This is a genomic window from Haemophilus parainfluenzae (assembly GCF_014931375.1).
Lineage (GTDB): Bacteria > Pseudomonadota > Gammaproteobacteria > Enterobacterales > Pasteurellaceae > Haemophilus_D.
Genome location: NZ_CP063117.1, coordinates 1916114 through 1940288, shown reverse-complemented (window position 1 = coordinate 1940288; position 24175 = coordinate 1916114). Strand labels below are relative to the sequence as shown.

The following is a 24175-nucleotide window of genomic DNA, read 5'->3' as shown; positions in this document are numbered from 1 at the left end:
AGTATCTTTATTTGTTGTCCCCATCGTCTAGAGGCCTAGGACATCGCCCTTTCACGGCGGTAACCGGGGTTCGAATCCCCGTGGGGACGCCAAATAAAGATAACTTTATTATCTTCTGTTCTTTAACAACCAGGAAACAAGCTGAAAAACTGAAGAGACTTTCAAGTCCTTTTAAAGGATAAGAAAAAGTCTGAGTAAGAAAAAAATCTTGATTGAACAAAAGCAATCAAGTGTTTAGTTGAAAACACAACATCAAGAATTTTTGAGGTTGTATAGTTAAGTGACTAAGCGTACAAGGTGGATGCCTTGGCAATCAGAGGCGACGAAGGACGTGCTAATCTGCGAAAAGCTTGGATGAGTCGATAAGAGGCGTTTAATCCAAGATGTCCGAATGGGGAAACCCAGTAGATGAAGAATCTACTATCACTTACTGAATCCATAGGTAAGTGAGGCAAACCGGGAGAACTGAAACATCTAAGTACCCCGAGGAAAAGAAATCAACCGAGATTTCGTTAGTAGCGGCGAGCGAACGCGAAGGAGCCTGTTAGTGATAATGACAGAGACAGAGGAACAAGCTGGGAAGCTTGGCGATACAGGGTGATAGCCCCGTACTCGAAGTCCAGGTCATGGTACTAAGCTAACGACAAGTAGGGCGGGACACGTGATATCCTGTTTGAAGATGGGGGGACCATCCTCCAAGGCTAAATACTCCTGATTGACCGATAGTGAACCAGTACTGTGAAGGAAAGGCGAAAAGAACCCCGGTGAGGGGAGTGAAATAGAACCTGAAACCTTGTACGTACAAGCAGTGGGAGCCCTTTAAGGGTGACTGCGTACCTTTTGTATAATGGGTCAGCGACTTATATTTTGTAGCGAGGTTAACCGAATAGGGGAGCCGAAGGGAAACCGAGTCTTAACTGGGCGAATAGTTGCAAGGTATAGACCCGAAACCCGGTGATCTAGCCATGGGCAGGTTGAAGGTTGGGTAACACTAACTGGAGGACCGAACCGACTAATGTTGAAAAATTAGCGGATGACTTGTGGCTGGGGGTGAAAGGCCAATCAAACCGGGAGATAGCTGGTTCTCCCCGAAATCTATTTAGGTAGAGCCTTGAGCGGACACCTTCGGGGGTAGAGCACTGTTTCGGCTAGGGGTCCATCCCGGATTACCAACCCGATGCAAACTACGAATACCGAAGAGTGATACTCAGGAGACACACGGCGGGTGCTAACGTCCGTCGTGGAGAGGGAAACAACCCAGACCGCCAGCTAAGGTCCCAAAGTCTATATTAAGTGGGAAACGAAGTGGGAAGGCTTAGACAGCTAGGATGTTGGCTTAGAAGCAGCCATCATTTAAAGAAAGCGTAATAGCTCACTAGTCGAGTCGGCCTGCGCGGAAGATGTAACGGGGCTCAAATATAGCACCGAAGCTGCGGCATCAGACGAAAGTCTGTTGGGTAGGGGAGCGTTCTGTAAGCGGATGAAGATGGTTCGAGAGGGCTGTTGGACGTATCAGAAGTGCGAATGCTGACATAAGTAACGATAAAACGGGTGAAAAACCCGTTCGCCGGAAGACCAAGGGTTCCTGTCCAACGTTAATCGGGGCAGGGTGAGTCGGCCCCTAAGGCGAGGCTGAAAAGCGTAGTCGATGGGAAACGGGTTAATATTCCCGTACTTGGATAAACTGCGATGTGGGGACGGAGCAGGTTAGGTTATCGCACTGTTGGATATGTGCGTTTAAGTTGGTAGGTGAGAAGTTTAGGCAAATCCGGACTTCTATCACACCGAGAGATGATGACGAGGCTCTACGGAGCTGAAGTAACCGATACCACACTTCCAGGAAAAGCCACTAAGCTTCAGGTTTATCTAAACCGTACTGAAAACCGACACAGGTGGTCAGGTAGAGAATACTCAGGCGCTTGAGAGAACTCGGGTGAAGGAACTAGGCAAAATAGCACCGTAACTTCGGGAGAAGGTGCGCCGGCGTAGATTGTAGTCCCTAGCGGGCGAAGGTTGAACCGGTCGAAGATACCAGCTGGCTGCAACTGTTTATTAAAAACACAGCACTCTGCAAACACGAAAGTGGACGTATAGGGTGTGATGCCTGCCCGGTGCTGGAAGGTTAATTGATGGTGTAATCGAAAGAGAAGCTCCTGATCGAAGCCCCAGTAAACGGCGGCCGTAACTATAACGGTCCTAAGGTAGCGAAATTCCTTGTCGGGTAAGTTCCGACCTGCACGAATGGCATAATGATGGCCAGGCTGTCTCCACCCGAGACTCAGTGAAATTGAAATCGCCGTGAAGATGCGGTGTACCCGCGGCTAGACGGAAAGACCCCGTGAACCTTTACTATAGCTTGACACTGAACATTGAATTTTGATGTGTAGGATAGGTGGGAGACTTAGAAGTAGTCACGCCAGTGATTATGGAGTCGACCTTGAAATACCACCCTTTAACGTTTGATGTTCTAACGAAGATTACGAAACGTGGTCTCGGACAGTGTCTGGTGGGTAGTTTGACTGGGGCGGTCTCCTCCCAAAGAGTAACGGAGGAGCACGAAGGTTTGCTAATGACGGTCGGACATCGTCAGGTTAGTGCAATGGTATAAGCAAGCTTAACTGCGAGACAGACAAGTCGAGCAGGTACGAAAGTAGGTCATAGTGATCCGGTGGTTCTGAATGGAAGGGCCATCGCTCAACGGATAAAAGGTACTCCGGGGATAACAGGCTGATACCGCCCAAGAGTTCATATCGACGGCGGTGTTTGGCACCTCGATGTCGGCTCATCACATCCTGGGGCTGAAGTAGGTCCCAAGGGTATGGCTGTTCGCCATTTAAAGTGGTACGCGAGCTGGGTTTAGAACGTCGTGAGACAGTTCGGTCCCTATCTGCCGTGGGCGTTGGAGAATTGATTGGGGCTGCTCCTAGTACGAGAGGACCGGAGTGGACGCACCACTGGTGTTCCGGTTGTGTCGCCAGACGCATTGCCGGGTAGCTAAGTGCGGAAGAGATAAGTGCTGAAAGCATCTAAGCACGAAACTTGCCAAGAGATGAGTTCTCCCTGTTTTTAAGACAGTAAGGGTTGTTTAAGACTAAGACGTAGATAGGTCTGGTGTGTAAGCGGTGCGAGCCGTTGAGCTAACAGATACTAATTGCCCGAGAGGCTTAACTATACAACGCTCAAGGGTTTTGGGTGTTGTAAGACGAAACTCAGAGACGAAAGAGAAAGTTTTGAAGTTTAATCAGCTTGTTTGGTTGTGAGACACTAGAGATAGTGAGAGCAGAAAGAGATAGAAGAAGTTATTAAAGGAATAATCCTGGCGGCGATAGAGCGGTGGTCCCACCTGACCCCATACCGAACTCAGAAGTGAAACGCCGATGCGCCGATGGTAGTGTGGGGCTTCCCCATGTGAGAGTAGGACACCGCCAGGTAGTGAATGTGAACCCCGAGCTGAATGGCTTGGGGTTTTTGTTTTTAGATTTTTATTTTAATAAATAAAAAGTGCGGTAGAAAGTTAGACTGTTTTTACGTAGATAATATATAAAAAGGAGTTTATCCCCATTATCTGGGGATAGACTCCTTTAATCTTTTAAGAAAAGAGCTTATGCCAGAAAGAACAAACAAATTCTCTTTCTTCTATAAATTCCGAATCATCAACAATGACAGGCTTTCCTAATAAGTTTAGGTGATGGATTTTATTACGTAGTGTCACGTAGCAGGATTTGAGTTTTTCACACTCAGCTAGAGAAATAATGTGATATTCTGCCATTGAATCAAAGATGCGGACGTTATCAGACCATTTTGTTAATATTGGATTAGCTGGAGCATTCGCAAGCATCAGATACTGGGCGATAAATTCAATATCGGTAATGCCGCCACGATCGGTTTTGATATTAAAAAAGCCGTCTTTTGTATGAGATAAATGGTCGTACATTTTTTCACGCATTTCTCTTACTTCGATTTTTAGCTGATTAATATCTCTTTGAGCGGAAAGTACATTACAGCGAATTTTTTCAAATTCTGCTTTTAATTCTGTTTCACCAAAAATGGCACGACTGCGGACAAGTGCTTGCTTTTCCCAAGTCCATGCTTCATTGAGTTGATAGTTTTCAAATGCTTGAAGTGAACAGCCTAATAAACCTGCATCGCCTGAAGGTCGTAAGCGCATATCAACATCGTAAAGTACGCCTGCACTCGTATTCATGCTAAAAATACTGACAATTTTTTGAGCCAATCTTAAATAGAATTGATTGCTATCAATGGATTTTCTCCCTCCAATAGTTTGGCCTTCAACCGCTTGATATAAAAAGACTAAATCCAAGTCAGATTTATAACCGAGTTCAATTCCGCCTAATTTGCCGTAGCCAATAACTAAAAAGCCTTTTTCAGTTTTATCTACAAGATGTTCGGGAACCCCAAAGCGTTGACTGACTTGTTGCCAGGCAAAATTGACAACGGCATCAATAATTGCTTCAGCCAGATAAGTGAGATGATCGCTTACTTTCATAACAGGCAATACGCCGAGAATATCAGCGGCTGCAACACGTAATAAAATAGACTGCTTGAATTGGCGTAAACCGTCAATGAATTGCTCTTCATCGTCTTGCGGTAATCGCAGCATATATTGCTTTAATTCGTCAGAATACTGTGTGAATGGCAATGGATTACGTAGCGCTTCAGTATTTAATAATTCATCGAGTAGAATAGGGTGACGAGCGACTTGTTCGGCAATCATTTGTGATTGCGCACATAGTTCAATAAGCTGCTCAATGGCTTGAGGATTTTCTAAGAGCAATTCCAAATAAGTCGTTCTACTCGCAATTTTATCGACAATATTGAGGATGCGTGGCAATAAAGTGCGGTAATCTTTTTGTTCAAATATTTGGGTGAAGATATTTGGCAATAAGTGAGCTAAAACTTCTCGACCTCGAGAGCCAATAACCCGGCGAGCAAGCCCCTCTTTGAATTGAATAAGTTTATCTAAGATATCGGAAATCGCATCCTCATCAATGTTGTTATCAACCAACATTTGTTCAATATCATTGAGGTCACTTTCTAAAAAATCAATCCACTGATTATTGCCATCGCTACGTTCATCTTTTTCTTCACCAATTAATACATCAAAAACCGACCGCACTTTTTGTTGGTGTGCCTGTAATGTTTGATAGAAATCATCCCAGTTTTCAATTAGATAAGATTTTATCGTAGGCTGATTGTTCTCATCTAAATAAGTGTATTCTTGACAAGCAACTATTAATCTAAGACGATTTTCTTCATCTGTTGGCAGTAGTTGAGTTTGTTGATCATCAATGGCTTGTAGCACATTTTCAGTGCGACGAAGGAAGATATAAGCCTCTCTTAATTCATAATATTGTTGAGGCGTAATTAAACCAAGATCTTGTATTTCAGGAAGAAGTTTAAGCAATTCATGTTGTTGAAGTTTGATCTCACGTCCACCACGAATCAGTTGAAAAACTTGCACAATAAATTCGATTTCTCTAATCCCGCCAGCACCTAACTTAATATTGTCTTTTAAGCCACGACGACGCACTTCACGCTCAATTTTACCTTTCATTTCACGTAAAGCTTGAATCACACTAAAATCAATATAGCGTCGATACACAAAGGGGCGAAGTAATTGTTGTAAGGTTTTTACATTGGGATCTTGCTCGTCGGCGCCTAAAATACGCCCTTTTATCATGGCATAGCGTTCCCAGTCTCGCCCTTGATCTTGGTAATATTGCTCCATCGCAGAAAAACTTAAGGCAAGTGCACCGCTGTCGCCAAAAGGGCGAAGGCGCATATCTGTACGATAGACAAAACCATCTGGCGTAAATTGATCTAATGCATTAATCAGACGTTGTCCTAAACGCGTAAAAAATTTGGCGTTATCAACGGCTCGTCTTGCCCCAACAGTTTCGCCTTGTGAAGGATAGGTAAAAATTAAATCAATATCAGAGGAGAAATTTAGCTCAAAACCACCTAATTTTCCCATGCCAAGAATATAGAGTTGCTGTGGGTTGCCATTTTCATCGCAAGGTGTGCCCATTTCTTCACAAGCTTGTTTGTACAGCCAATCTCTCGCACCAATGATAAGACTTTCAGCAAGTTGAGAAAGACGAATAAAAATTTCTTCTACGGTGGCAAGATTCAAGCTTTGACAGAAACTAAGTTTTGCCATTTCTTGATTACGAAAATCTCGTAGCGTTTTGTAAAGCGGTTCTTCGTTTTGGATAGTGGAGAGTTGGTCAGCTAAACGGCTAGCATAATGTTGACAATCTGAAAATTGAGGAGGTGTTTGCCAACATTGGGCTAAAAAATGCGGGTGTTTTTTTAAGACTTTTTCCAAGAAATCAGACAGACTGATGGCATAGTTTATTTGTCCGATTGGTGTCGTGAGATCTGTCGCGTCCCGCTCGATTTGTTGGGTTATTTCATCAAGATTCATTTCAGGGAAATGTTGGCAAAGCACTTCGCCAAGTTGAATGAGTTTTTCAGTCGAAAGCGGAAGTGAAAGCGCCATAATTTACCCCTTAAAATGTTCGTCAATCTTGCGTAGTACGATTTCTTTGGCTTGTTGCGGTTGCAGACTATCTAGCCAATTTAATGGTGTTTTCCAGCCGCGTAGCCAGGTTATTTGTCGTTTGGCTAATTGTCGAGTTGCACAAATGCCACGGAAGATCATTTCTTCATGATCATAGTCACCACGTAAATATTCCCACATTTGGCGATAGCCCACACAGCGGATAGAAGGCAAATCAGGATGGAGATCTTCTCGTTGGTAGAGTTTTTCCACTTCTTCTTGGAAACCTAATTCGATCATTTTATGGAAACGTTGTTCGATACGTTGATGTAATACCGCACGATCTTCTGGTGCAATAGCGAATTGCAAAAATTGATAAGGCAATTCTTCGCCTTTTTGTTCGGTTAATTCCGTTAATGATTTGCCCGTTAAATAGAATACTTCTAATGCACGATTAATGCGTTGTGAATCATTTGGATTGATACGCTCAGCAGAAATAGGATCAATTTTTTGTAATTCTTGATGAAGTACTGGCCAGCCAAATTTTTGCGCTTTTTCTTCAATTTCTAAGCGTAAATTTTCATCAGCTGATGGAAGAGGAGAAAGTCCTTCAATCAATGCTTTGTAATACAACATCGTGCCGCCAACCAAAAGTGGAATTTTGCCTTGCGCGGTAATATCAGCCATTTCTCTGAGCGCATCGTCACGAAAATTCATCGCAGAATAACTTTCAGCGGGATCTAAAATATCGATTAAGCGGTGAGGAGCAAGAGCAAGTTCTTCTTTAGAAGGCTTTGCCGTACCAATATCCATGCCTTTATAAATTAATGCAGAATCGACACTGATCACTTCAACTGGCAGGCTTTGACGTAATTGAATAGCAAGATCTGTTTTTCCTGAGGCCGTCGGTCCCATTAGAAAAAGTGCGGTTGGTTTGGAGTCAGTTTTTTGTGTCATATTACAAATCGCTTAAAAAAGGCTGCCAGTTAATCGGTTTCAGTAATGTATTAAATTTTTCTTGATGAGTTTTATTCAGTAAGCGTTCCGTTTCGCTTAATAAGCTGACTGCATCCGCTAACACCTCAATCGGTTTCATCTCTAGCGTCCGACAAAGTGCAGTCAGAAAATCAGGCATATTTTCTACATGTTCAGCAAGTAGGCTCACCACACATTTTTGTAAATTTTGTGTACGTAAAACCGTAGGCACTTTGTTTAGAGTGAGACGTAGCTGGGCTTTATTTTCAATAAATTCAAAACCACTTTGCTGAAAAAAGGCTTTTTGTTTTTGCCATTGTTCAAATTGTTTTTCATCTAAGCGGAAAATAATCGGAATGAGCAACGGCTGTTGTGAAATTTCACCTTGTTGTAAGGTTAATTCATAATTTAAGGTCTGCAATTTAGCTAATGACATCAAATAAAACTGCTGATTTTGTTGTAAAAGCAACGCTTTATTTTCAATTAATGCTAATGCACGTAAATAACCCGTTTCACTTGTCTGTGGGTGTTGTTCAACGACAGGTGTTGTTAAAACTTGAGAATCTTCTGTTGAACGTACTAATTCACCATATAAGCGTTGTTCCGTCTTTGTAGGTTGTTCGCGATAACTATATGACGGAAGGTACTCATTACGGTTTGAAAAGTGCGGTCGATTTTCTGATTGTTTTTCGCGAGGCTGATGATAATTCGAAGCGAAAATATTGTGTCCTGCCGCTGCACGATTCGGTTTTGTTTCATAGTGCGTTTGATACGAAGCCGAAGGCTCTCTTGCCTCATTTATCGCTGGCGCTAAATCCAATGCAGCTTGAGGAATGGCATTGAGCGCATTTGTTACGCCTTGGCAGATAAAGTCATGAATTAATCGAGCTTGATGGAAACGCACCTCGTGTTTTGTTGGATGCACGTTGACATCGACATCATGTGGATTGAGATCGATAAATAGTACAAATGCAGGGTATTGCTCAGTATGTAAATACTCCGTATAAGCTTGACGAATTGCATGGGTGATCACTTTATCGCGCACCATTCGTCCATTGATATAGCAATAGCTCAAATCATTTTGAGAACGGGTAAATTCAGGTGTCGCCACCCAGCCAGAAAGATGTAAATCATCATGTTTCCAGTCAATGCGTAAGGCATGTTGAACAAAATCATCGCCACAAATAGCGGCAACACGTTTTAGTTGTTGTTCTTCATTCGTCGCAGGGCGGTATTGTCGAACAATTTTGCCATTATGTGTGAGCGTAAAAGCGATATTAAATTTTGCTAAAGCAATTCGGCGAATGACTTCATCAATATGAGCAAATTCTGTTTTATCGGTACGTAAGAATTTACGACGAGCAGGCGTGTTAAAAAAGAGATTCGCCACTTCAACTGTGGTGCCGACTGGATGGGAGGCGGGTTTGATTGTGGTTTCCATCTCTCGCCCTTGTGCATAGACTTGCCACGCTTCATTTTGCTCCACTGTGCGAGAGGTAAGTGTGAGACGAGAAACCGAGCTGATACTGGCAAGGGCTTCACCGCGGAAACCTAAACTTAAAATGGCTTCTAGATCATCAAGATCGGCAATTTTACTGGTTGCGTGTCGAGCCAGCGCAAGGCTTAATTCTTCTTTAGGGATACCGCTGCCATTATCTCGAATACGAATCAGACTGGCACCGCCGTTTTCAATATCAATATGAATTTTATTGGCACCGGCATCAAGGCTGTTTTCCACCAATTCTTTCACCACAGAAGCAGGGCGTTCGACCACTTCACCGGCGGCAATCTGATTAGCCAGCTGTGGAGAAAGAATTTTGATTGCCATAGGATTCCTTATTTTTCTTTAAGTTTGATTTTTTGCCCAGTCACGACTTTGCCGTTTTTCAATGTTGGGTTCAGTTTTAAAAGATGATTAACCGGTACATTGTATTCACGAGAGATAGCATAGATAGTTTGATCGGCTTTCACAGTATGGTAAAGCGGGGTTTCTTTCTTGCCATCATCTTTCTTCTCATTTCCTTTTGAAGAAGTATCTTTTTTATCGTTACCTTTTTTCTCCGGCTCTTTTTTATTCTCAGCTTTTTCTTGTTTTTGATCTTTTTTAGAAACCGCTTTTTCAGCTTCAACAATTTTGCTGTTTTTTCCTTTATTATCGGCTTTGGCTTTATCATCTGCTTTAGGTTTTTCTTCTACCTTTTTACCTTTGCCGTTATCAGGAATTTTAATGGTTTCATTCAGCCAAAGTTCTTTACGTTTTAGTTTATTTAATTCAATAATTTCACTGACTTTTACATCATATTTGTTCGCCAGGCTACCTATGCTTTCACCTGGTTTCACTTTATGACGTACGCCGCTGTCTTTGACATCGGAAGTGCGGTCTGATTTTTCAGTGTTTTTCTCTTCTTGTTTAGTTGGCTCTTCCGCTTTTTTGCCTTTGCCATTATCAGGAATCTTAATGGTTTCATTTAACCAAAGTTCTTTGCGTTTCAGTTTATTTAACTCAATGATTTCGCTGACTTTGACATCATATTTATTAGCCAGGCTACCAATGCTTTCACCGGATTTCACTTTATGGCGAATACCGCTGTCTTTGACATCTGAAGTGCGGTCAGATTTTTCATTGTTTTTATCGTTTGATTTTGTAGATTTGCTGTCTTGCTCATCACTAGGTGGAACGGCAATCGCTTTTAAATTACCATTACGATAAGCAACCAAACCTTCATAAATCATATAAGCAATACGACGACGATAAGCAATGGTATTCAGTTTTTGTTCTTCTTCCATATTGGAAAGGAAACCTGTTTCCACCAGAACAGAAGGAATATCGGGTGAACGCAATACGCCAAGGCTCGCATGTTGTGGCGTGCTGCGACTTAAGGAGGTTACGCGAGCAAAGCGACGTAAAATGCTGTTACCAAGTTCGTAGCCTGTACGTTGGCTGTGACCAAATTGTAGGTCGAGTACAGTTTGATCTAAATATTTGTCATTGTTATTGGAAAGTACTTTTCCTGCGCCACCTAAAAGCTCAGAGCGTTTTTCATCATCTTCTAACCATTGACCCATTTCATCGTTGGCACGGCGATTGGATAGCACCCAAACAGATGCGCCACGTTGGTCTGCATTGAGAGAGGAGTCAGCATGGATAGACACAAGGAAATTTGCTTTATATTTACGTGCGATTTCAGAACGTTCTGGCACGGAAATGTAGTAATCGCTACTGCGTGTTAAAACACCTTTGAAATTAGGATCTTTATCTAATAAGGCTTTTAATTCTCGCGCGATAGAAAGGGTGACATTTTTTTCATAAATGCCTAAATTTTTTCCGATAGCACCGGGATCTTTACCGCCATGACCAGGATCAATGGCAATTGTCCATTGTGGCGCGGCAAATACGGTAGTAGAAATTAGAGAAAATATTCCAAAAAGAAACGAAAATTTTGCTTTCATGTAAATCAATTTTATAGTTGTGTCAAAATATGCTCGCCCACTGAGTTTTGAGCAATTAGCGTAATGTTGCGAGCATCGTCGTAATAATCAATATTCACCAATAAATCAGCTTCAGGCAAGATGCCCTCACCTTTTTCTGCCCATTCGATTAAGCAGATACAATTTTGGCTGAAATAATCACGAATGCCCATAAATTCCAATTCTTCAGGATCGGCAAGACGATATAAATCAAAGTGATAAATCATTTTTCCTGCAATGTTATACTCTTCCACTAAGGTATAAGTAGGACTTTTGACATTGCCTTGGTAGCCTAAACCTTGCACCATTCCACGAGTCAGGGTGGTTTTTCCCGCACCAAGATCGCCATTAAAATAAAGCACAATAGCGTTATCTTTCGGTTGTTTTACAAGCACTTCTGCGAGTTTTTTACCAAAACGGAGCATTGTGCCTTCATCAGGAATGTATTGGGTTAATTCGGTCATTCTTAGAGTGATTTTTTAGGTTAAAGTTTCTGGGGGATTTTATCGTATTTTGAAGGGAATATGTAGGGAAAATACAATAAAAAAATCCGCTGCTTTTCAGCAACGGATTGAGAATTTGGAGCGGGAAACGAGGCTCGAACTCGCGACCCCGACCTTGGCAAGGTCGTGCTCTACCAACTGAGCTATTCCCGCAGGGTATTCATGTGAAAATTTGGAGCGGGAAACGAGGCTCGAACTCGCGACCCCGACCTTGGCAAGGTCGTGCTCTACCAACTGAGCTATTCCCGCATTTCACATTGGTGAATGAGGCAACATTATACGAAAAAATTTATTCAACGCAAGCGTAGATTTTGCAAATGATTGAGTTTGCCTAAGTTTTCATCAACCCAGATTGATAAAGTGCTCACGGTAGTAAGCTAACTCTTTAATTGATTCACGAATATCATCAAGGGCTAAATGAGTATTGCCTTTTTTAAATCCTTCTAAAATCTCTGGTTTCCAGCGAGAAGCCAATTCTTTTAATGTGCTGACATCCACATGACGATAATGGAAATAATCCGCTAAATCAGGCATATATTTATAAAGAAAGCGTTTATCTTGTGCGATGCTGTTGCCACAAATCGGTGAAGTACCTTTCGGTACCCATCGTTTTAAAAAATCTAATGTTTGTAATTCAGCTGCACGTTCGGTGAGTTTGCTCGCTTTGACACGGTCAACTAAGCCATTTGCTGTATGGGTTTTTACACACCATTCCGACATTTTGTTTAATAATTCATCACTTTGATGCACCGCAATCACAGGTCCTTCCGCTAAAATATTGAGATCTTTATCTGTCACGATGGTTGCGATTTCAATAATTCGTTCTTTTTCAGGATCTAATCCTGTCATTTCTAAATCGATCCAAATCAGATTTTGTTTATCTAATTGCATAATATAAGGTATCCTATGAACATTTTTTAATCCCGTTTATTTTAACGAAAAACATCGGAAAAAACGACCGCACTTTATGAGCAAACGTAAACTAACGCAAAATCAAACTCGTCGAATTCAATCAAATAACGCGAAAGCCTTGCATCGCCACAAGAAGAAAGAAGTGGAATGGCAAGATGATATGCTAGGTGAAAGCCAAGATGGGGTAGTCGTTACGCGTTATTCAGTTCATGCTGATGTGGAAAATGCACAAGGCGAGATTTTCCGTTGTAATTTACGTCGTACACTTTCTAGTCTCGTGGTTGGAGACAAAGTAATTTGGCGACAAGGCAATGAGCAGCTCCAAGGGGTGAGTGGCGTGATTGAAGCTATTCATCCAAGACAAAATGAAATTGCTCGCCCAGATTATTATGATGGGTTGAAACCCATCGCGGCGAATATCGATCGTATTATTATTGTTTCTGCGGTGGTACCTGTACTTTCACTCAATATTATTGATCGTTATCTAGTGGTGTGTGAAAATGCGGGGATTGAACCTGTCATTGTGGTGAATAAAGGCGATTTACTGGATGCTGAGCAAGAGCAGGAAGTGGAAAGCCAGTTACAGATTTACCGTGATATTGGTTATCAGACCATCATCATTTCTGCTGAAACCGGAAAAAATATGGAAAAATTGACCGCACTTTTAAGTGATGGCACATCCATTTTTGTCGGGCAGTCAGGGGTAGGGAAATCCAGTTTAATTAACCATATTTTACCAACGGTCAATGCGCAAGTCGGTGGCATCAGTGAAACCTCAGGCTTGGGACAACATACCACAACTTCTTCTCGTTTATATCATTTGCCACAAGGCGGCAATTTGATTGATTCACCAGGTATTCGTGAGTTTGGTTTATGGCATTTGGAGCCAGAGCAGATCACCAAAGGCTATCGTGAATTTCAATATGTCTTAGGCACGTGTAAGTTCCGTGATTGTAAACATTTGAATGATCCAGGCTGTGCCTTACGTGAAGCGGTAGAAGCAGGTCGGATTTCACCGATACGTTATGAGAATTATCATCGCTTAATTGAAAGTTTAAGTGAGACAAAATCACAACGTCATTTTTCTGTGTAGTAGACAATTTACTGTAAATTAGGTATAAATTACGCCGAATTTCGTGATGTAGCTCAAGTTTTTTTGTGTTTAACCTTGATTATTGGGCATTTAATAGAGATACTACAGCGGATTTATAGACTAAATTTTACAATTACTATAGAGGTAACATTATGTTCTCAAAAGATGTAGAAATTACAGCTCCTAATGGTTTACACACCCGTCCAGCGGCGCAATTTGTGAAAGAAGCGAAAGCATTTGCTTCTGATGTAACAGTGACTTCTGGTGGTAAAAGTGCAAGTGCGAAAAGCCTATTTAAGCTACAAACCTTAGGCTTAACGCAAGGAACTGTAATCACCATCTCGGCGGAAGGTGAAGACGAACAACAAGCCGTTGAACATTTAGTCGCATTAATTCCTACTTTAGAATAATTTACGATTAGCCATAGGATTTCTATTCTATGGCTATTGTTTATCTAACCTTTAATAAATTATCTCGGAAGGTAAAAGTATGATTACAGGTATTCCAGCGTCACCAGGTATTGTTTTTGGTAAAGCCTTAGTATTAAAAGAAGAAAAAATTGTTCTTGATACGCAAAAAATTTCAGAAGATCAAGTTGAGGCAGAAGTTGCCCGTTTTTATGCAGGCCGTGAAGCGGCCGTTGAGCAACTTAATTCTATTCATCAACGTGCATTAAAATCCTTAGGTGAAGAAAAAGCGGCTATCTTTGAAGGCCATTTAATGATCCTTGAAGATGAAGAGTTAGAAGAGGAAATTATTGATTATCTTCGTTCAAACAAAGTGAATGCGAGTGTGGCAGCAAGTAAAATCATCGATCAACAAGTTGAAATGTTGTTTGAAATTGATGATGAATACTTAAAAGAACGTGCAGGTGATATTCGCGATATCGGTAATCGTTTAATCAAAAATATTTTAGGTATGCACATCGTAGATCTTGGTGATATTACCGAAGAGTCTATCCTTGTGGCTTACGATTTAACCCCATCAGAAACTGCTCAATTAAACTTAGAAAAAGTATTAGGTTTTATCACGGATATTGGTGGTAGAACATCACACACCTCTATTATGGCTCGTTCACTTGAATTGCCAGCCATTGTAGGGACAAATGATGTCACTGCACGAGTGAATACAGGTGATTATCTTATTTTGGATGCGGTAAACAACCGTGTTTACGTGAATCCGACCCAAGCTGAAATTGATGAATTAAAAACATTAGAAGCAAAACTCGCTGAAGAAAAAGCAGAGTTAGCAAAATTAAAAGATTTACCAGCGGTGACCCTTGATGGTCACAAAGTCGATGTGGTAGCCAATATTGGTACGATTCGTGATTGCGAAGGCGCACACCGTAATGGTGCAGAAGGGGTGGGGTTATACCGTACTGAATTTCTCTTTATGGATCGTGATCAATTACCAAGCGAAGAAGAGCAATTCATTGCTTATAAAGAAGTGGTTGAAGCAATGGAAGGGCGTCTAGTGGTATTACGTACCATGGATATCGGTGGTGACAAAGAGCTTCCATATTTAAATTTACCAAAAGAAATGAACCCATTCTTAGGATGGCGTGCGGTGCGTATCGCCCTTGATCGTCGTGAGATTTTACACGCACAATTAAGAGCGGTATTACGTGCGTCTGCATTTGGTAAACTTGCCGTGATGTTCCCGATGATTATTTCGGTAGAAGAAATTCGTGAATTAAAATCAGTGCTTGAAACCTTAAAAGCAGAATTGCGCGCAGAAGGTAAAGCTTTTGATGAAAATATTCAAGTGGGTGTCATGGTTGAAACACCATCTGCAGCGGTGAATGCGAAATTCTTAGCGAAAGAAGTAGATTTCTTTAGTATTGGTACAAACGATTTAACGCAATATACTCTAGCTGTTGACCGTGGTAATGAATTAATTTCTCACTTATACAATCCAATGTCTCCTTCAGTATTAGGCTTGATCAAACAAGTGATTGATGCTTCTCATGCAGAAGGCAAATGGACAGGTATGTGTGGTGAGTTAGCCGGTGATGAACGAGCAACCTTATTGTTACTCGGTATGGGCTTAGATGAATTTAGTATGAGTGCAATTTCTGTGCCACGTATTAAAAAATTAATTCGTCATGTGAATTATCAAGAGGTGAAAGCCTTAGCTGATGAAGCATTACAAAAACCAACCTCTGCTGAAATTGAGCAATTAATTCAAGCTTTTTTAGCAGAAAAATCGTTAAACTAGATACAAAAACAGAGTTTTACGTTAAAATACTAGCCATCTTTAATAGATAGGAGATTAAAATGGGCTTATTTGACAAATTATTTGGTTCAAAAGAAAACAAAACAGTGGAAGTCGAAATTTATGCGCCACTTTCTGGTGAGATTATGAATATCGAAGATGTACCAGATGTTGTTTTCTCTGAAAAAATCGTAGGTGATGGTATCGCGATTCGCCCAACAGGTAACAAAATTGTGGCGCCTGTTGATGGTGTAATTGGTAAAATCTTTGAAACCAACCATGCATTTTCAATGGAATCAAAAGAGGGTGTTGAATTATTCGTTCACTTCGGTATTGATACCGTTGAATTGAAAGGTGAAGGATTCACTCGCATCGCACACGAAGGTCAAAGCGTAAAACGCGGCGATACAGTAATCGAATTTGATTTAGCAACATTAGAATCAAAAGCAAAATCAGTTTTAACACCAGTGGTTATCTCTAACATGGATGAAATTTCATCTATCGAGAAAAAATCAGGTGAAGTGATTGCTGGAGAATCGGTTGTTTTAAGTTTAACAAAATAAGATTTATAGACTAAAAGATCCGCTTTAAATAAGCGGATTTTTTTATCCTTATTCTTTTTTAAAGAAGGTAAAGATGATTTATCGATTAACTGGCCAAGTACAGCATTATGCATGGGGCGGAAAAAACTATATTGCATCATTGATTGGATTACATTCAGCGAAAGATCAACCTTGTGCAGAGTGGTGGTTAGGAGCTCATCCATCAGCACCTTCTGAAATTGAGGATGTAACAGGTAAGCAATCCCTTATTGAATTTTTATTGCAAAATCCGACCGCACTTGGACAGGCGAGCCGTCAGCAATTTGGTGATGAACTGCCTTATTTATTAAAGATTTTAGATGTTGAAAAGCCATTGTCGATTCAATTGCACCCGACTAAGTCTCAAGCTGAAAAGGGCTTTGAGGCTGAAAATGCAAAAGGCGTGGCATTAACAGACAGCACGCGGACTTATAAAGATAGAAATCATAAACCAGAAATGATGATTGCCTTATCTGATTTCTGGCTTTTACATGGTTTTAAAACAAAAGCTCAAATCCTTGCCACATTAAGTGCACGCCCCTCTTTGCAACCTTTGACTGAAAAACTTGGCACACAAAGCCTTGCTGAATTTTATGCAGATGTTATGTTGGCGGATCAATCAACGCTCGCAAATTGGCTATTACCTATTATTGAAGCTAACCAACAGCCTTATAGAAATGGCGAGTTGGCGCTAGATAACCCGGATTATTGGGTGCTTTATACCATGGAAGCCATGGCGATTTCGCCTGAAAAATTAGATGCCGGCCTTGTGTGTTTTTATCTCTTTAATATCGTGTATTTGAAAGAAGGAGAGGGCATTTTCCAAGATGCGGGTATTCCTCATGCTTACCTTCGCGGACAAAACGTGGAGTTAATGGCATGTTCTGACAATGTGATTCGTGGTGGCTTAACACCAAAATATGTCGATATTGTCGAATTATTAAAAATTGTGGATTGTCGCGAAGTAACACCTCAAATTATTTCAGCGGCACATCAAAATCAGTCAGAATTTACTTATAAAACGCCAGTAAAAGATTTTGCTTTAGCTCAAATTCGTGTTGAACCACAACAACATACTGAATTAAATCTTCAAAGTGCAGGTATTTTATTGGTGATGCAAGGCGAGCTAAAAATACAAGAAAAATTAACCGCACTTACCTTGAAACAAGGTGAGTCAGCATTCATTACAGCGGATTCTAATGTTGAAATAATGAGTGAAAAAGGCGGTTATGCTTTCTTGGCAAAATTGCCATAAAAATTAATGTGATAAGTATCACAATTTGTAAACTTATCGCTAGATTAGCCGAAGATTTTAGGTATAGTGGCGCCATTCAGGCGCCCTTTTTTTATGTGTCTAAATTGCATTGGGAGTTTTTATGTTGTTGCCTCGCTATTTTGAAGATCCGCAAACCTTGCACGTGAATACCACACCACATCATGCTTATTTTATTCCTTTTTCTTCAATAGAAAGTGCGGTCAAAAAGACACGAGAATTTTCCCCTTACTTTACCTTACTAAATGGTGAATGGGATTTTGCTTATTTTGAAAGCTATACTCACTTACCTCAAGATTTTCTTCGTTTTTCCTTTACAGATAAAATCCCCGTTCCATCCAACTGGCAAAATTATGGTTACGATAATCATCAATATACTAATGTAAATTATCCATTCCCTTTTGATCCGCCTTATGTGCCCATTGAAAATCCTTGTGGTTTGTATCATCGAGTTTTTAATGTCGAAATCAATGCCGAAAAACAGTATCTCTTAAATTTTGAAGGGGTAGACAGCTGCTTATTTGTCTATGTGAATCAACAATTTGTAGGCTACAGCCAAATTAGTCATTGCACGAGTGAATTTGATATTACTGACTTTTTGCAACAAGGGAAAAATCACTTACATGTTCTTGTGTTGAAATGGTGTGATGGCAGTTATTTGGAAGATCAAGATAAATTCCGAATGTCCGGTATTTTTCGAGATGTTTATCTGTTAGAGCGAGAAAGAAATTACTTACAAGATTTCTTCATTCAAACACAATTTAATCAATCCTTTACCAAGGCTCAATTGCATGTAGCTTGTCAGTTTGCAGAACGCGAACAACCCATTTCTTGGCAATTATTTGATCCTCAAGGCAAATTGATAATTGAACAAAAAGGGCATGCATTTCATGCTGAAATTGAAAATGCACAATTATGGCATGCAGAGAACCCTCGCTTATACACGTTGATTTTGCAATATGGATCAGAAGTGATTTGCCAAAAAGTCGGCTTGCGTCATATCGAAGTGAAGAATGGTGTCATGTTATTTAATGGGCAAGCGATTAAGTTTAAAGGCGTTAATCGTCACGATAGCGATCCGAAAACCGGTTATGTCATTAGTCGAGAACAAGCGTTGCAAGATTTACGCTTAATGAAACAGCATAATTTTAATGCTATTCGCACAGCGCATTATCCTAATGCACCTTGGTTTACTGAATTATGCGATGAATATGGTTTTTATGTGATTGCGGAAAGTGATATTGAATCACACGGCACGAATGCAGTTTATGTAGAGTCGCCAGAAACAAGCATTTTGTTAGGGGTAAAAACAGAGATTGATCATGACGCAATTCGTCAAAAAACAATCGACAATTATTGCTATATGGCTCGAAGCCCTGAATTTAATCAAGCCATTTTAGACCGCACTTATGCCAATGTTGAGCGAGATAAAAATCGTCCTTCAGTTGTGATTTGGTCATTAGGAAATGAAAGTGGTTATGGTGAGAATTTTGAGCAAGCAGCTGCATGGATGAAACAGCGCAATCCAAGTCGCTTAGTGCATTATGAAAATGCGATCTTTCAACATTCAGCACATCAAAATGACACATCCAATTTAGATTTTCATAGCGAAATGTACACCAGTACGGAAGAATTAGATGCTTATTTTTCTGGTACCAAAAATCAAAAGCCGTATCTTTTCTGCGAATATTTGCATGCGATGGGGAATTCTTGCGGAGACACGGAAGATTATTTTCAAGCCATGGAACGACATGCAGGCGCTTGTGGTGGCTTTGTGTGGGAGTGGTGTAATCATTCCCCTTATTTACCAAACTCAAGTAAGATGGGCTATGGCGGTGATTTTAATGACACACCGAATGACGGTAATTTTTGTGCTGATGGATTAGTGACGGCAGACCGCCAAATTCAAAGCAATGTGTTGGAATACAAAAATGTGTATCGTCCACTTCGCGCTACCTTAAAAAATGGTCATATTGAACTCAAAAATTATTTGGATTTTACGGATGCGGCAGAGGCTATTTCGATTCATTATCAAATCACCGAAGATTTTGCTGTTATACAAGAAGGCCAAATAGATAATTTAAACATTTCGCCAAAATCAACCGCACTTTTGCCTTTACCATTACCAGCAAATAACGGTTCATTACAAATTTTAACATTGACCTATTATCAAAAAATAGAAGCTGGTTTAATTCCTCAAGGGTATAGTTTGGGATTTGATCAGATTATTTTGTCGGAGCAACCACATTTATTCGCTGATGAGCTTAAATCCAATCACCAACCGATTTCTGTTTCAGAACATGCCAATTTAATTTCAGTTAAAGCGGCAGATATTGAATACCAGTTTGATCAATATAAAGGCACTATTCAACAAATTACTAAAGATGGCAAGCCTTGGTTGAATCAACCTACTGATTTCAATATTTGGCGAGCGCCTTTAGATAATGATAGTTTAATGAAAGCACATTGGCTTGCTGCAGGTTACGATCGTGCGACGAGTCGAGTCTATGATTACCGTTTAATCGAGCAGGAAAGTGCGGTTGAAATTAGCTTTAAATTGGGGCTGGTTGCCGTATCAAAAGCGCGAATTTTGACATTGAATGTGGTGTATCGTATTGAACAAAATGGGTTGCTTCAGATTAATATTCATGCTGAAAAACAACCGCACTTGCCATTCTTACCTCGCTTTGGTTTGCGTTTTTTCCTCAATCAAGGATTTAACCAAGTGGAGTATGTGGGCTATGGCCCAACGGAAAGTTATCTGGATAAACATTACGCCACGGCTTTGGGACATTATAAGACAACGCCAGAAAGCAATCATGTACCTTATTTAAAACCACAAGAAAATGGCAGTCATTATGGTTGTCGTGAAGTGAAGGTGGCGAATTCGGCTGATTACTTTACCGTGCAAAGTGATATGCCTTTTAGTATGAATGTTTCCCCTTATTCTCAAGAAGAATTGGGCAGTAAAAAGCACCAATATGATTTGGAAAAAAGTGGCAGTACGATCTTGTGTGTAGATTACAAAATGAGTGGGGTTGGCTCCAATTCTTGTGGACCCGTGTTAAAGGAACAATATCGTTTGAATGAGACGGAGTGGGATTGGTCGATCTCGTTACAAATTAACTAAGATGAAATAAAAAAGTGCGGTTAAAATTAACCGCACTTTTATGTTCTTAGCAAAAATTAAGCAACAACGTTAAATTGTTCTTTCATTAATGCTTCGAAGTCAGTGCAACCGCCGATTGGTTTTTCATCAATAAAGATTTGTGGTACAGTTTCCACTTCTTTACCGACAGATTTTGATAAATCTGCTTTAGAAATGCCTTCAGCGATAATATCTACATAGCGATAATCGAAATCCGCTACTTCACCTTTTAATTTTTCAGCAAGGTTTTTTGCACGTACACAATAAGGGCAGCCAGGACGACCAAAAATAACTACGAACATAAAATTTTCCTTTTATTTAAACAAAACTCCTAATGATTTTACTCTATTTCCACAAAAGCAGAAATCATTTTTCAGGATTATTGTGATTGGTGTAATATATCAACTCCTCTTTTCCTAAGGATATAACTGAATGAAATTATTGATGCTTTGCCGTGAGCCTCGCCTTTATAGCTGCCAGCGTTTAAAAGAAGCAGCGGAAAGTTGCGGGCATCAAATGGATATTTTGGATCCTAATCGTTGCATTTTAAAACTCTACAAAAATCAACCGCACTTTTCTTTGTATTATCAACAAAATGTAGAAAGTGAACCTTATTTATTGTCTGATTATGATGCAGTGTTGCCTCGCTTTGGGACGACAAGTACCCAAATGGGCTGTGCGGTATTGCGTCATTTCCAAGGAAAAGGTGTCTATTGCCTTAACAAAGAACAAGCGTTTTTAGCTGCTCGCGATAAATGGCGAAGTTTGCAGATGTTATTAGAGCAAGGTATTGCAGTACCGAGTTCAGTTTTATCGGGTTGTGAAGTTGAGCCGAAACAAGCCATTAAGCAAACAACCTCCCCAATGATTATTAAAATCTTAAAAGGATCACAAGGTATTGGTGTGATCTTAGCCGAACGTCCACAAAGTGCGGTTAGTATTTTAGAAACGTTAAAAGATGCGAATGTGCCTGTTTTATTGCAAGATTTTATAGAAGAGGCAAAAGGGACAGATATTCGCTGTTTTGTGATCGGTGATAAAGTCGTCGCCACAATGCAGCGTATTGGACAAGATGGCGAGTTTCGTGCAAATTTTCATCGTGGTGGCACTGCAGAAAATGTTAAACTCACTGAAGAGGAAAAATCCATCGCTATTCGAGCAACTAAAGCCTTAGGGCTTGTTGTAGCCGGTGTTGATTTGATTCGTTCAAAAGAAGGGTTATTGGTGCTTGAAGTAAATGCTAGCCCGGGGTTAGAAATGATTGAGAAAACCAGTGGCATTGATATTGCCTTACAGATGATCTTGTTTTTAGAACAGCAAGTGAAACAATAAAAGAAAAGGGCGAACTATTCATGTTCGCCCTTGTTGTTTATCCTTTTGCGTCTTGTTTAAAATCGTAATTTGGTGGTAATTCCGGCATCGTATTTTCTTCATCAAAAGGCTCGCTTGCCGGTTGATGTTGAAATTCTTTGCTATCGTGAGCCGGTTTTTCTTTACCTAATAATTGCGGTTGCAATTTGATAAAACTACTTTTATCTGAAAGCCACACATCAATAAACGCTTGTGTAAATTTTTGATCGAATTCGTGATCTAACACGGTGTCATTTAACACAAAATAGCCTTTATCCGCTAAGGCAACAAAATTTAAAATGTCGCTTGGTGAAAAATCAGGGAAGATTTCCTGCATTTTTTTCAGCCATGCGGTGGTGTCATCTTTACTTAAGTTTTGGGCTTCCATTTCTTTAGTTAAAGCAATGGCGAAATTTTTCCCTTCAACTGGTTTCTCATATTTAATCGAAAACATTAACGGACGTTCATTCTTTTCATATGACCCCGTTTCAGAATACAAGCCGACAGTGTAAACATGGAATGGCCCCCATGTGTATTCAGCATTGCCAACTGGTTGCCATTGGGCAAAAAGTGCGGTGGAAAATAAGGCTGAAATAGCAGCAATAATAAATTTCAGTTTCATAGTTTTTTTTCATATCAAAAATATTGCCGTGATTATAACAAAAAAGCCCTCTAAAAAAACACAAATAAAAAGGCAGGAATACCTGCCTTTGACATCAAATTATTGGGGGAGTTTATTTTAAGCTACCGACCATATCTTCTGGACGAACCCATTTGTCGAAATCTTCGGCTGAAACTAAGCCTAAGTTAATCGCTTCTTCACGTAAGGTTGTACCGTTTTTGTGTGCAGTTTTCGCAATTTTTGCTGCATTTTCGTAACCAATGTGTGTATTAAGTGCGGTTACTAACATCAATGAATTTTCCAATTGTTGTTTAATGCGAGGGTAGTTTGGTTGAATACCGGTTGCGCAGTGTTCATCAAATGATACGCAAGCATCACCCAATAATTGTGCAGATTGTAAGAAATTTGCCACCATGACAGGGTTAAATACGTTTAATTGGAAGTGACCTTGTGAGCCAACGAAAGAGATAGTGGTATCGTTACCGAATACTTGTGCACATACCATGGTTAATGCTTCACATTGAGTTGGGTTCACTTTACCCGGCATGATTGAAGAACCTGGTTCATTTTCAGGAATTAAGATTTCACCGATACCAGAACGAGGTCCTGATGCTAATAAACGAATGTCGTTTGCAATTTTGAATAAGCTCATCGCTAATTGTTTAATTGCACCGTGAGTTTCCACAATCGCATCGTGTGCAGCTAATGCTTCAAATTTGTTTTCTGCTGTCACGAATGGTAAGCCAGTGAATTTTGCAATGTAATCTGCCACTTTCACATCATAGCCTTTTGGTGTATTTAAACCAGTACCTACTGCAGTACCACCAAGTGCTAATTGGCTTAAGTGTGGAAGAGTATTTCTCAGTGCACGTAAACCGAAATCCAATTGTGCTGCATAAGCAGAGAATTCTTGACCTAATGTTAATGGGGTTGCATCCATTAAGTGAGTACGGCCAATTTTTACCACATCTTTAAATTCCGCTGATTTTTTAGCGAAAGTTTTTTGTAAACGTTCTACACAAGGAATGGTGTGTTCAACTACTTTTTTGTATGCCGCAATGTGCATTGCAGTTGGGAAAGTATCATTTGAAGATTGGGATTTGTTCACATCATCATTTGGGTGGATAAATGATTTTTCACCTAATTTACCACCATGTAAAACGTGAGCACGGTTTGCCACTACTTCGTTCACGTTCATGTTTGATTGTGTACCTGAACCGGTTTGCCAAATGACTAATGGGAATTGGTCGTCTAATTTTCCTGCAAGGATTTCATCACAGGCAGTTGCGATTAAATCACGTTTTTCTGCAGGTAATACACCTAAATCGCAGTTTGCGAAAGCAGCGGCTTTTTTCAAATAACCGAACGCTTCAATAATTTCGTGCGGCATAGAGGCTGCCGGACCAATTTTGAAGTTGTTACGGGAACGTTCGGTTTGTGCTGCCCAGTATTTATCTGCAGGAACTTGAACTTCGCCCATAGTGTCTTTTTCAATACGAAATGCCATGTGATA

16 protein-coding genes, 3 tRNA genes and 2 rRNA genes are annotated in these 24175 nt (G+C 40.4%); 10 read left to right on the top strand and 11 right to left on the bottom strand.

The window, feature by feature from the left end:
• Positions 1-16 precede the first annotated feature (16 nt).
• The 3 genes from INP95_RS09315 to rrf all read left to right on the top strand — a co-directional run bounded on the left by INP95_RS09315 (position 17) and on the right by rrf (position 3431).
• Positions 17-92 (top strand) — tRNA-Glu (locus INP95_RS09315).
• Between the two features lie 182 nt (positions 93-274).
• Positions 275-3172, top strand: a 23S ribosomal RNA gene (locus tag INP95_RS09310).
• A gap of 143 nt (positions 3173-3315) precedes the next feature.
• Positions 3316-3431 (top strand): 5S ribosomal RNA (gene rrf / locus INP95_RS09305).
• 158 nt (positions 3432-3589) lie between these two features.
• Here rrf and glnE read toward each other — a convergent pair.
• The 8 genes from glnE to orn all read right to left on the bottom strand — a co-directional run bounded on the left by glnE (position 3590) and on the right by orn (position 12360).
• A complete protein-coding gene (glnE, locus tag INP95_RS09300) occupies positions 3590-6523 on the bottom strand; it encodes a bifunctional [glutamate--ammonia ligase]-adenylyl-L-tyrosine phosphorylase/[glutamate--ammonia-ligase] adenylyltransferase (protein ID WP_420026389.1) in 2934 nt (977 codons plus the stop codon).
• Between the two features lie 3 nt (positions 6524-6526).
• Positions 6527-7480, bottom strand: a complete 954-nt coding sequence (miaA, locus tag INP95_RS09295; protein ID WP_197560615.1) for a tRNA (adenosine(37)-N6)-dimethylallyltransferase MiaA — start codon at positions 7478-7480, stop codon at positions 6527-6529.
• 1 nt (position 7481) lies between these two features.
• Positions 7482-9326, bottom strand: coding sequence for a DNA mismatch repair endonuclease MutL (gene mutL, locus INP95_RS09290; protein ID WP_197560614.1), 1845 nt, complete (start codon positions 9324-9326; stop codon positions 7482-7484).
• 8 nt (positions 9327-9334) lie between these two features.
• A complete protein-coding gene (locus INP95_RS09285; RefSeq protein WP_197560613.1) occupies positions 9335-10948 on the bottom strand; it encodes an N-acetylmuramoyl-L-alanine amidase in 1614 nt (537 codons plus the stop codon).
• An 11-nt stretch (positions 10949-10959) separates the two neighbouring features.
• Complete coding sequence (tsaE, locus tag INP95_RS09280; protein ID WP_049373343.1) at positions 10960-11430, bottom strand: tRNA (adenosine(37)-N6)-threonylcarbamoyltransferase complex ATPase subunit type 1 TsaE; 471 nt, start codon at positions 11428-11430, stop codon at positions 10960-10962.
• A 116-nt stretch (positions 11431-11546) separates the two neighbouring features.
• A tRNA-Gly gene (locus INP95_RS09275) sits at positions 11547-11622 on the bottom strand.
• 20 nt (positions 11623-11642) lie between these two features.
• A tRNA-Gly gene (locus tag INP95_RS09270) sits at positions 11643-11718 on the bottom strand.
• 93 nt (positions 11719-11811) lie between these two features.
• Positions 11812-12360, bottom strand: a complete 549-nt coding sequence (gene orn / locus INP95_RS09265) for an oligoribonuclease (RefSeq protein ID WP_197560612.1) — start codon at positions 12358-12360, stop codon at positions 11812-11814.
• Between the two features lie 76 nt (positions 12361-12436).
• On the opposite strand from orn, the gene rsgA reads away from it, so the two are divergent.
• The 6 genes from rsgA (at position 12437) to INP95_RS09235 (ending at position 20672) form a co-directional block, all read left to right on the top strand.
• Positions 12437-13474, top strand: a complete 1038-nt coding sequence (gene rsgA / locus INP95_RS09260) for a small ribosomal subunit biogenesis GTPase RsgA (RefSeq protein ID WP_197560611.1) — start codon at positions 12437-12439, stop codon at positions 13472-13474.
• Between the two features lie 152 nt (positions 13475-13626).
• On the top strand, positions 13627-13884 hold the full coding sequence (gene ptsH / locus INP95_RS09255; RefSeq protein ID WP_005695633.1) for a phosphocarrier protein Hpr: 258 nt from the start codon (positions 13627-13629) through the stop codon (positions 13882-13884).
• 79 nt (positions 13885-13963) lie between these two features.
• Positions 13964-15691: a phosphoenolpyruvate-protein phosphotransferase PtsI gene (ptsI, locus tag INP95_RS09250; protein ID WP_197560610.1), complete on the top strand. Its 1728-nt coding sequence runs from the start codon at positions 13964-13966 to the stop codon at positions 15689-15691.
• A gap of 59 nt (positions 15692-15750) precedes the next feature.
• On the top strand, positions 15751-16251 hold the full coding sequence (crr, locus tag INP95_RS09245) for a PTS glucose transporter subunit IIA (protein WP_197560609.1): 501 nt from the start codon (positions 15751-15753) through the stop codon (positions 16249-16251).
• A gap of 73 nt (positions 16252-16324) precedes the next feature.
• Positions 16325-17524 (top strand): mannose-6-phosphate isomerase, class I, encoded by a 1200-nt coding sequence (gene manA / locus INP95_RS09240; protein WP_197560608.1) that lies wholly within the window; start codon positions 16325-16327, stop codon positions 17522-17524.
• Positions 17525-17645: 121 nt separating this feature from the next.
• Entirely contained in the window at positions 17646-20672 is a 3027-nt protein-coding gene (locus INP95_RS09235) for a glycoside hydrolase family 2 TIM barrel-domain containing protein (protein ID WP_197560607.1), read from the top strand.
• A 56-nt stretch (positions 20673-20728) separates the two neighbouring features.
• Here the strand turns inward: INP95_RS09235 and INP95_RS09230 are convergent, their stop codons facing one another.
• A complete protein-coding gene (locus INP95_RS09230; RefSeq protein WP_005695639.1) occupies positions 20729-20992 on the bottom strand; it encodes a GrxA family glutaredoxin in 264 nt (87 codons plus the stop codon).
• A 130-nt stretch (positions 20993-21122) separates the two neighbouring features.
• On the opposite strand from INP95_RS09230, the gene INP95_RS09225 reads away from it, so the two are divergent.
• Positions 21123-22022 carry a RimK family alpha-L-glutamate ligase gene (locus INP95_RS09225; RefSeq protein WP_197560606.1) on the top strand — a complete coding sequence of 300 codons (900 nt, stop codon included), beginning with the start codon at positions 21123-21125 and terminating at the stop codon, positions 22020-22022.
• A 37-nt stretch (positions 22023-22059) separates the two neighbouring features.
• Here the strand turns inward: INP95_RS09225 and INP95_RS09220 are convergent, their stop codons facing one another.
• Both INP95_RS09220 and fumC read right to left on the bottom strand, forming a co-directional pair.
• Positions 22060-22662 carry a chalcone isomerase family protein gene (locus INP95_RS09220; RefSeq protein WP_049374051.1) on the bottom strand — a complete coding sequence of 201 codons (603 nt, stop codon included), beginning with the start codon at positions 22660-22662 and terminating at the stop codon, positions 22060-22062.
• A gap of 112 nt (positions 22663-22774) precedes the next feature.
• Entirely contained in the window at positions 22775-24169 is a 1395-nt protein-coding gene (gene fumC, locus INP95_RS09215; RefSeq protein ID WP_049366126.1) for a class II fumarate hydratase, read from the bottom strand.
• Positions 24170-24175 lie beyond the last annotated feature (6 nt).